We start from the raw sequence: 8,668 nt of genomic DNA, 5'->3' as shown, positions 1-8,668 counted from the left end.
GGTGGCTAACAACTTAATGCGGCCGGGCGGGACCCCGTGTGCGGGCCGCCGGCCCCGGCCGCTTCGTCCCTGTGCCGACGCAGCGCCGAGCAGGGATGGACGGCGCAAGTTTCTTGTTTTTGTAGGGTTCGTCAATGGCGCGCCTTTAACCGACGCGGCCTTGTCGTTTACGTCGCGGCACTTCGCGGTGTGCCGTCGGGCGTGTTCTACAAGCAACAGACGCACTCGACCTGAGCATCACGAATCGTGTTGTTGACTTCACCCAAAGTGACGCATAGATTCTCCTTCGAAACCGACGCCCACCATCGATTTCCTGGAGGAACCATGAAGTGCCACAACGACTTCGAGACCACCGCAATCCGATTCTCGCCCCGCCAGGCCGTTTCCTACTCCACCTTCTTCCTGAACGTGCTGACCGGCCGCAAACCCGCCGCGGAGGCCCGGTTGCTCGCCACCGATGCGGGCTGGAGGGCCTTCACGAGAGTGCAGCGGCGGGTGCCGACGCGGTTCCGGCAGGTCCGCGTCGTCACCGCGAAATGCCCGACGCGCGATACCACCGAGATCGTCGCGATGGTCGAGAACGGCAACGCCCACCAGGCGATGACCTTCACCTTCCGTGCGACGCGGCACGGTTGGCGCCTCGACCACTGCGACCTCCTCCACGCCAACCGACGTCACCGCCCGATGCACCGGCTCTAGTCGAATGAGCGGGCCCCCGGCGTCGAACGCCGGGGGCCATGTCCGTGCCGGGTCAGCGGCGGGCGATGGGTTCAGGGGCGGTGAGGCGGGCAGCGTCGGCCGCCGCGAGGCCGGCGATATGGCCCTCGTAGTTGGTGATGCGGGTGGAGCGGCCGAGCTTGAGGCGCGGGAAGAGCTCCGCGGTGCGGGCATCGACGCGCTGGTCGCGTTGGCGCATCACGGGAACGAGGTCGGTGCCGGTCTCCTCGGTGAAGTCGCGGGCGGTGTCCTCGGCGGATTCGCGGAGTCGCTCGCCGATGCGCATGGCGAAGGACGCGAGGAACGACTGGCGGAAGGAGCGGGTCTGGGACTTGCCGCGCTTCGCCGATACCGAGCCGACGCGGGTCATCGCCGACGTGGCCTGGACGAGCAGCGAGTTGTACAGCAGCTCAATGGAACGCAGGTCGGCGCGGTCGCCGATCAAAGTGGTGAACCCGCCGTCGGGCCAGTAGACCGAGCGACAGTGGTTGGCGTCGGCGATCTGGGCGAGGAGCTCGGACTTGGGCTGCTCGTAGGGGCGCTCGATGATGACGCGGAGCGCCTCGGGATCCCGCTTGCCTTGGCCCGCTTCGGCAAGGAGCGCCTCGTTGATGCTGTGGCGGGCGATCAGCTGCTGGGCCTTGGCGGTGAACGCCTCGGCCTCCGCGTCGGAGTCGGTGGATTCGGCCTTGGCGAGCAGGGCCCGGATCTTCTCGTAGACGCGGGAGGACTCGGCGACGCCGAGGCCGTGCGTGATGAGGACGTCCCCGGGGAGCGGTTCGACCTTGGGGATCTTCGGGAGTCCGCTGAGGAAGTCGAGCGCTTCGAGCACCGCGGCCCACAGGACGATCCGGTCCCAGCGGCCGAGGCCCGCACTCGCCCTCGCGACGCCCGCGAACGGGACGGCGCTCACCAGTTCTTCGCGCTGCACGTTCCAGCGGTCGCTGAGCTGCATGTCGCTGTATCGCGCGAGCTGGCCGCGCATCATGACGGCCCCGGCGCGGACCGCTTCGGGACTGAGGGACTTGCGCAAGGCGCTCAAGGCTTCTCGGGGCATCCAGCCCCATTCCCAGGCCCGCAGCGCGGCGTCGCCGCCGAGTTCGTCGAAGGCGCCGGCGAGCGCGGCGGGCCATCCCGGATCGGCTGAGGCGCCCTCCAGATCGGAGGCGGCGTCGACCCAGTCGAGGCGCGCGCGTTCGGCCTGCTGGAGGACGCCGAGCACCGCGTATCGGGCGCGCCCTTCGAGCGGCAGCCCGTTCAGCTCGTCCTGTTGCACCGTTCCCCCGATTCCGCGAACGCGAAAAGCCCCGCGAGCACTCCTGCGACTGTATCAATCTCGCAGGTCACGGGGCCAGCACTGCGGTTCGGGTCGGGCGTGAGTGGCGACACCCCGCGCGGCCGCGCGGGGTGTCGCGGCGTCAGGCGTAAACCTCGAACTCGGCGACCCTCGGGGTGCCGCTCGCGCTCGTGATCACGAAGTTGACCTTGGTCAGCGACGTGGCGGCGAAGGAGATCACCCCTGCGCCGTTGCCGGAGGCGAGGACGGCGCCGGTGTCGTTGTTCACGACCTGCCAGTTGCCGATGTTCCCCACGGAACCTGCGGCTTCGCGGATGTTGATGGTGTCGATGGTCTTGGCGCCGGACCATTTGACGGAGACGCGACCGGTGGTGCCGCTCGGCGACCAGTAGGTGCTCATGTCCCCGTCGATGACGCTGCCGTAGCTGGTGCCGCTGGCCTTGCTGGAGCCGTCGGCGCCCGCGCCGAGACTGAGGTTGGTCCCGCCCGGTGGGTTGGTCGGGCTGGTGCCGGGGTCAGTCGGACCGGTGGTGGGGTCGCTCGGGCTCTGCGTCGGGGTCTGCACGTTGCAGCTGCCGTCGGAGACCTGGTTGCCCTTGTTCGCGCCCGCCGTCTGGCCCACGATGCTCGGCACGCAGGAGGCGTTGTCGAGCGAGTAGCTGTAGGGGATGCTCACGGTGGTGGTGGACGGCATGCTCGGGCCGGCGGGGTAGTTCTCACTGCCCTGGCTGGACCAGGTCACGTTGTCGAGGATGTTCCCGCTGGTCTGCCAGGTCCCGCGCTCGTCGGTGTAGAAGGTGCCGAGGACGTCCTTCGAGTCCTCGAAGTAGTTGTTGTCCACTTTGGCCTTGGCGCCGGCGCGGGAGTTGATGCCCGACTCGACGATGCCGACGTAGTGGTTGTTGTAGACGTGGGCGGTGCCGCCGCGCAGCAGGGGAACCCGCGAGTTGAGGTTCTGGTACAGGTTGTGGTGGTAGGTGATGAAGCTGTTCGTCAGGTCGGTCTCGCTGGAGCCGACCAGGCCGCCGCGCTCGGAGTTGCGCATGATGCTGTAGGAGAGCGTCACGTACTTGGTGTCGTTCTTCATGTCGAAGAGGCCGTCGTAGCCCTCCGACTCGCCGCCCGAGGCCTCGAGGGTGAGGTGGTCGGCCCAGACGTTGCGGACGCCGGCCTCCATGCCGATGGCGTCGCCGCCGTTGGAGGTGGGCGAGCCGGACTTCTTGACGTTCCTGACCGTGAGGTTCTGCAGGATGATGTTGCTGGACTCGCGGATGTGGATGCCGATCTGGTCGAAGACCGCGCCGCTCCCGACGCCGACGATCGTCACGTTGCTGACGCGTTTGAGGTCGATGAGGGTGGAGCCGACGTCGCAGCTGGAGCCGGAGACGTCGGCGGTGTTGCCGTGGTTGATGGTGCCCTCGACCTGGATGATGATCGGCGTGCTGGAGCTGGCGCGGTTGCACAGCGCCTGGTTGATCTGGGTGCCGGTGGTGGCCCTGACGGTGGCGCCGCCCGCGCCGCCGGTGGTGCCGCCGTTCTGGGTGGCGTAGCCGGTGACGCCGCCGGTTGCCGCCGACGCGTTGGTGATCGACAGGGCGACCCCGGCGGCGACGACGGCCGCAGTGGCCAGCACCGCGGCGAGTCTTCGTGCGATTGTTCGTCTCATCTGGGAGCTCTCCTTAAGGGGAGATAGATCGAAATATTTCAATGAGTTTAAGGAAAGGGCTTTCTCAAGGTCAATACCTCCGATGCAACCGATTGCAGAAACTTCTTCGGCGTCAGCGGCCTCGGCGGTGGGAGGAGACCTTCCCGGAAGACGCCGGCCTGGCGGCCGGCGGACCGCTCAGCATGAGGAGGTTCCGCTCGTCGGGGAGCGGTCGGTGCACAAGGAGCCGATCGGCGGTCACAGCCCGACGACGATCAAGGCGATGTCGTCGCGTGCGAGGCCGCTGCCCACACCGAGGTCGGACATCAGCGCGTCGGCCAGGAGTTCCGGGTCGTGGGTTCGGTGGCGTCCCAACGTCGAGATGAGGCGGTCGAGCCCCACGTCGATGTCCTCGCCGCGGCGCTCGATCAACCCGTCGGTATAGAGCACGAGGGCGTCGCCGGGGATGTAGGCATGCCCGGCCTGCGAGGAGGGGACCTGCTGGGGCCGAGCGCCCAGCGGCGGGTCGAGGACCTGGGTCAGCAGCTCGCACTCGCCGTCCGGGTGCAGCAGAACAGGCGGCGGGTGCCCCGCGTTGCTGTAGGTGATCAACCTGCTGTCGGGGTCCACCAGTGCGTTGATCGACGTGGTGTTCATGGCCCCCTCGATCGAGCGGGCGAACAGGCCGAGGACCTCCAATGCTTGAGCGGGCCGCTCCAAGGTGCGGACGGCGGCGTTGAGCACACTTCGCAGCATGCCCATGACCGCGGCGGCCTCCAGCCCGTGCCCGACGACGTCGCCAATCGTCAGCGAGAAGCGGCCGTCTTGCAGGTCGATCAAGTCGTACCAGTCCCCCGACACGGCCAGCGAGTCGTCGGCGGGCAGGTAGCGCACCGCGACGTCGTCGTGGTGCTCGAAGTCCGGCGTCATCAGCATGGTCCGCTGCAGGGTGACCGTCATTTCGTGCTCACGCATGTGGGCCAGCCGCAGTTCTTGGTTGAGGTGGTTCAGCTCGAGGGCCCGCGCGTACAGCTCGGTCTCCTCTGCCACCTTCTCGACCGACGGCTCGTCGCCGGAGGCGATGGCCCTGATGAGCGGAGTCACGTCCTCCAGGCGAATGACGATCCACTTGACTGCGCGGTCCCGGCCCAGGATCGGCGTGCTGACCGGCAACCACCAGCGCTCCTCGAACACCCCTGGCCGGCCCGTGGGGATTTCGTTCTTCTGCAGCGCCATCGTGTCCGGTTCCCGCGACCGGAGGACCCTGTCCAGCGAGGCTCTCAGGTGCTCCGTCCCGTCCGTCCCGGGATCGGCCCGGTTCTCCGGGAAGCAGTCGAAGAGGTGCCGCCCGAGCAGATCCGCACGAGTGCGGCCGACCGCTTTGAGATAGGCCCGGTTGACCTCGACGATCACCAGATCCGGACCGAGCACCGCACACGGGCTCGGTGTCGCCTCGAAGAGCGCGGCGTAATCCAGGTCCGTCATCGCCGACCGGCGCCGCGCCCCTTGCGTCCTATCCACGAGCCTCGACCTCCAGGGTTACGCTACCTCCGCTCACCTGCGGATAAGCGCTTGATCGCGTTTGAAACGCGGCGCCGATTGCAATCGGACCCGGTCGAGCTGTGCGATTCAGGGAGGTTGCTTGGCCCGGGCCGGCCCTCTTCTCGAGCCGGTCCCGCGAAACCGGAACTTGAGGGTCTTCGCAGCTCAACGGCCCGAAAGCGTCCGCTGTCCGACTCTTGCACCAAGATTCGAGGGCCTGGAACGCAAATAGCCCCGCTGGCCCTGCGTATCCGCAGGTCAGCGGGGATTCTTGGCGGGGGATACGGGGCTTGAGGGCTCGGGTATCACCCGGAACACGCGTAGTGTCGCGGGCTGCGGGTTCCGCGGTCGCGAACTGTCACCGCGCGGTCTTGGCGCTGCGTGCGAAAGCGGCGCCGAATCCCACCATGCCGATGCCGAGACCCAGGTGGAGCCAGTTGTCGGCGTCGTTGACCGGGATGAAGTTCGCGCTCGAGTCGAGGTCGATGAGCATGCCGTACAGCCACAGCACGAGGTAGATCGCGCCGCCGGTGATGAGGTAGGTGACGGCACCGGAGATCGAGCGGATCATCAGGAAGCCGACGATGCCGAACAGGAGGTGGACGAGGTTGTGGAGCACCGACACCTCGAACACGCCTAGCAGCCTGGCCTCGGAATGGTGGCCGGCGAAGGACATCGAGTCGAAGCCGGAAGTGACCCCGGGGATGAACCCGAGCACGCCGACCAGGATGAATACCAGTGAGACGACCATCGCGATCATCTGCACCGGGGCGCGGCCCCGAGTCTGCTGAGTGGACATTTCGAACTCCTTTTCCGTTGGGCAAGGGAACGGTGACGGACAGGCGGACGCGCTCGCGGCTGCCATACCTGAGATTCGTGCCCGGGACGGTCGCGGATGGGTTCGCGCCCGGGAATCTTCCGAACGCTCTCCCGCGGGCACGAAGCAGCGGCAGCCGGCGGCCTTGCTCGAGGCAGCCCGTCGTGGCCGCAGCCGGAGCCGCACTCGGCGTCGGCGCCTGGTACCGGTCGTGGCAGAGCACCCGGAGTGACCTGCCCCGGAAGTCGCCGGTGGGCTACCTGTGGAGCCTTGAGCGGCATCTCGGGGCCCGCCGGCTGCCGCGACCCTGGTGAGCGCGTACAGGTCGGCTCAAATACGAGGTACATGCTGCGATCTAGCGCTGTCCGAGCGCCCGAGCGGTCGCCGTGCCTCGAATGTCCGCCACCGGGCCCTCGTAGAGGACCCGCCCTCCGTGGCGGCCCGCCCCCGGGCCGAGGTCCACGATCCAGTCGGCGCGGCGGATCACCTCGATGTGGTGCTCGATGACCACCACGGTGTGGCCGCTCTCGACCAGTCGGGACAGCACCGTCATGAGCGTGCCGATGTCGCGCAGATGCAGCCCGGTCGTCGGCTCGTCGAGCACGTACAGCGACGGTTCGGCGGCCTCGCGCAGTTCCCTCGCGATCTTGACGCGCTGGCACTCTCCGCCCGAGAGCGTCGAGAGCGGCTGGCCGAGACGCAGGTAGCCGAGCCCGACGCGGTCGAGGTGGTGCAGGCCCCGGCGGATGGTCGGATCCGAGAGCCGTTGCAGCGCCACAGAGATGGTCAGGTCCGCCACGTCGGCGATGGTGAGCCCGTCGACGCGGTGCCGGAGCGCCTCCTCCGTGAACCGGCGCCCTCCGCACGTCTCACATTCGGCCTCCTGTCCGTCCATGAACGCGAGATCGGTGTAGACGACACCGTGCCCTTTGCAGACAGGGCAGGCCCCTTCGGAATTGGCGCTGAAGTACTTGGCGGGCAGACCGCTCTCCTTCGCGAACAGCCGCCGGACCGACGCCGCGATCCCGGTATAGGTGATCGGCGTCGACCGGCGGTTGGCCGTGACGGGGCGCTGGTCGACGACGATCGCGCCGTGCTGCTCGACGAGTTCGACCGCCAGGCTCGATTTCCCGGACCCGGCGACGCCGGTGAGCACGGTCAGCACGCCGGTCGGAATGTCGACGGTGACGCTCTGCAGGTTGTTGCGATCAGCTGGCCCGACCGTGATCACTTCGGCGGATTCGCGTGGCGCGGCGCCAGCCGGGGCCGCTTGCGCGAGTGCGAGCGCGGTCGGCGTGTCGGCTTTGCGGAGCTGGTCGAACGTCCCGTGGAAGACCACCCTGCCGCCGGCGGTGCCTCCGTCGGGCCCGATCTCGACGATCTGGTCGGCAACCGCCATCACGGCCGGGTCGTGCTCGACTACGAGCACCGTGTTCCCCTTGTCCCGCAGCCGCTTCAGCAGCCCGATCATGGAGTGGACATCCTGCGGGTGCAGGCCGACCGTGGGTTCGTCGAAGATGTACAGCATCTCGATCAGGCTGCTGCCCAGGTGCTTCACGGTCTTCACCCGCTGCGACTCGCCCCCGGACAGGCTTGTCGTGGCCCGCCCTAGGTGCAGGTAGCCGAGGCCGATCGCGTCCATCGCGCGCAGCCGCTCCACCAGAGCCGACGCCACCGGTGCCACAGCCGCGTCCTGCACGCCCGCAACGACGTCCGCGAGTTCGGCGACCTCCATGAGCGCCATCTCGCCGATGGTGCGGCCGAGTACGGTCACGGCCCGGGCCTCGGCGTTCAACCGGTCGCCGCCGCAGTCCGGGCACCTGCCCGATCTCGTGAACCGGTCGATGGCCTCCTGCTTGCGGTCCGACAGACTGTCGGAGGTGTGCAGGTAGATCCGCTCGAACCACGCCACCAAGCCCTCGAAATCGGCCGGCGGCTTCACACCGAGCCGGTCGGCATGCTCGCCGCCGTACAGCAGCGCGAGGCGCTCGCGTTCGGTCCAGTCCCGCAGCGGCGCGTCGACCGGGAACGATCTGATGTCGGTGTACTTGGAGAGCCAGTAGCCGCCGTCCACGAAGCCGGGCAGAAGGATCGCGCCCTCCTTCAGCGTTCGGTCGAGGTCGAGGAACGACGCGACGTCGATCTCCACGGCCTCGCCGAGGCCCGAGCAGGTCGGGCACATCCCGGCGGGTTCGTTGAACGAGAAGCGGTTCGACTCGCCGAGATGCGGCTTGCCGATCCGTGAGTAGAGCAGCCGCAGGTACGTCCACGCGTCGGTGATCGTCCCGACGGTCGACCGGGCGTTGCCGCCGAGCCGGCGCTGGTCGATGACGACCACTGGCGAGAGGCCCGAGATCTCGTCGGCCTCGGGCCGCGTCCACTTCGGCAGCCGGTTCCGCAAGAACGGCGGGTAGGTTTCGTTGACCTGGTGGCCGGCCTCGGCGGCGATCGTGTCGAACACCAGCGACGACTTCCCGGAGCCGGACGGCCCCGCGAACACGGTCAGGCTTCCGCGCGGCACTTCCAGGTCCACCGACTTGAGATTGTTGGCTCTGGCGCCACGGATGCGGATCATGCGTTCGTTCATGGATCAGACGCTAAGCGGAGATGCGGCCGGTTCCTGACCGCGTCTTCAGGCACACTGGGGAGC

Annotated in this window: 6 protein-coding genes; 1 reads left to right on the top strand and 5 read right to left on the bottom strand. The window is 68.1% G+C overall.

Annotated elements, in window-relative coordinates; translation table 11 throughout:
* Positions 1-324 precede the first annotated feature (324 nt).
* Complete coding sequence (locus tag JHY01_RS13060; RefSeq protein ID WP_205326092.1) at positions 325-699, top strand: Rv3235 family protein; 375 nt, start codon at positions 325-327, stop codon at positions 697-699.
* 52 nt (positions 700-751) lie between these two features.
* Here the strand turns inward: JHY01_RS13060 and JHY01_RS13055 are convergent, their stop codons facing one another.
* From JHY01_RS13055 to JHY01_RS13035, 5 genes are all read right to left on the bottom strand, one after another.
* Positions 752-1,993 carry a DUF2786 domain-containing protein gene (locus JHY01_RS13055; RefSeq protein ID WP_205326091.1) on the bottom strand — a complete coding sequence of 414 codons (1,242 nt, stop codon included), beginning with the start codon at positions 1,991-1,993 and terminating at the stop codon, positions 752-754.
* A gap of 142 nt (positions 1,994-2,135) precedes the next feature.
* A complete protein-coding gene (locus JHY01_RS13050; protein WP_205326090.1) occupies positions 2,136-3,680 on the bottom strand; it encodes a polysaccharide lyase family 1 protein in 1,545 nt (514 codons plus the stop codon).
* A 237-nt stretch (positions 3,681-3,917) separates the two neighbouring features.
* Positions 3,918-5,144, bottom strand: coding sequence for a PP2C family protein-serine/threonine phosphatase (locus tag JHY01_RS13045; RefSeq protein WP_205326089.1), 1,227 nt, complete (start codon positions 5,142-5,144; stop codon positions 3,918-3,920).
* A gap of 415 nt (positions 5,145-5,559) precedes the next feature.
* The gene (locus tag JHY01_RS13040; protein WP_205326088.1) at positions 5,560-6,000 is read right to left on the bottom strand and encodes a DUF4383 domain-containing protein; all 441 of its coding nucleotides are present in this window, start codon (positions 5,998-6,000) and stop codon (positions 5,560-5,562) included.
* Positions 6,001-6,373: 373 nt separating this feature from the next.
* Positions 6,374-8,605: an excinuclease ABC subunit UvrA gene (locus JHY01_RS13035; RefSeq protein WP_205326087.1), complete on the bottom strand. Its 2,232-nt coding sequence runs from the start codon at positions 8,603-8,605 to the stop codon at positions 6,374-6,376.
* Positions 8,606-8,668 lie beyond the last annotated feature (63 nt).

This window comes from Glycomyces sp. YM15 (assembly GCF_016918015.1).
Lineage (GTDB): Bacteria > Actinomycetota > Actinomycetes > Mycobacteriales > Micromonosporaceae > Glycomyces.
This window is presented reverse-complemented; position numbering and strand designations above follow the sequence as displayed.

Excerpts from the sequence above, each read along its gene's own strand:
- JHY01_RS13035 (WP_205326087.1), bottom strand. The coding sequence starts at position 8,605 with ATGAACGAACGCATGATCCGCATCCGTGGCGCCAGAGCCAACAATCTC.
- JHY01_RS13060 (WP_205326092.1), top strand. The coding sequence starts at position 325 with ATGAAGTGCCACAACGACTTCGAGACCACCGCAATCCGATTCTCGCCC.
- JHY01_RS13050 (WP_205326090.1), bottom strand. The coding sequence starts at position 3,680 with ATGAGACGAACAATCGCACGAAGACTCGCCGCGGTGCTGGCCACTGCG.
- JHY01_RS13045 (WP_205326089.1), bottom strand. The coding sequence starts at position 5,144 with ATGACGGACCTGGATTACGCCGCGCTCTTCGAGGCGACACCGAGCCCG.
- JHY01_RS13040 (WP_205326088.1), bottom strand. The coding sequence starts at position 6,000 with ATGTCCACTCAGCAGACTCGGGGCCGCGCCCCGGTGCAGATGATCGCG.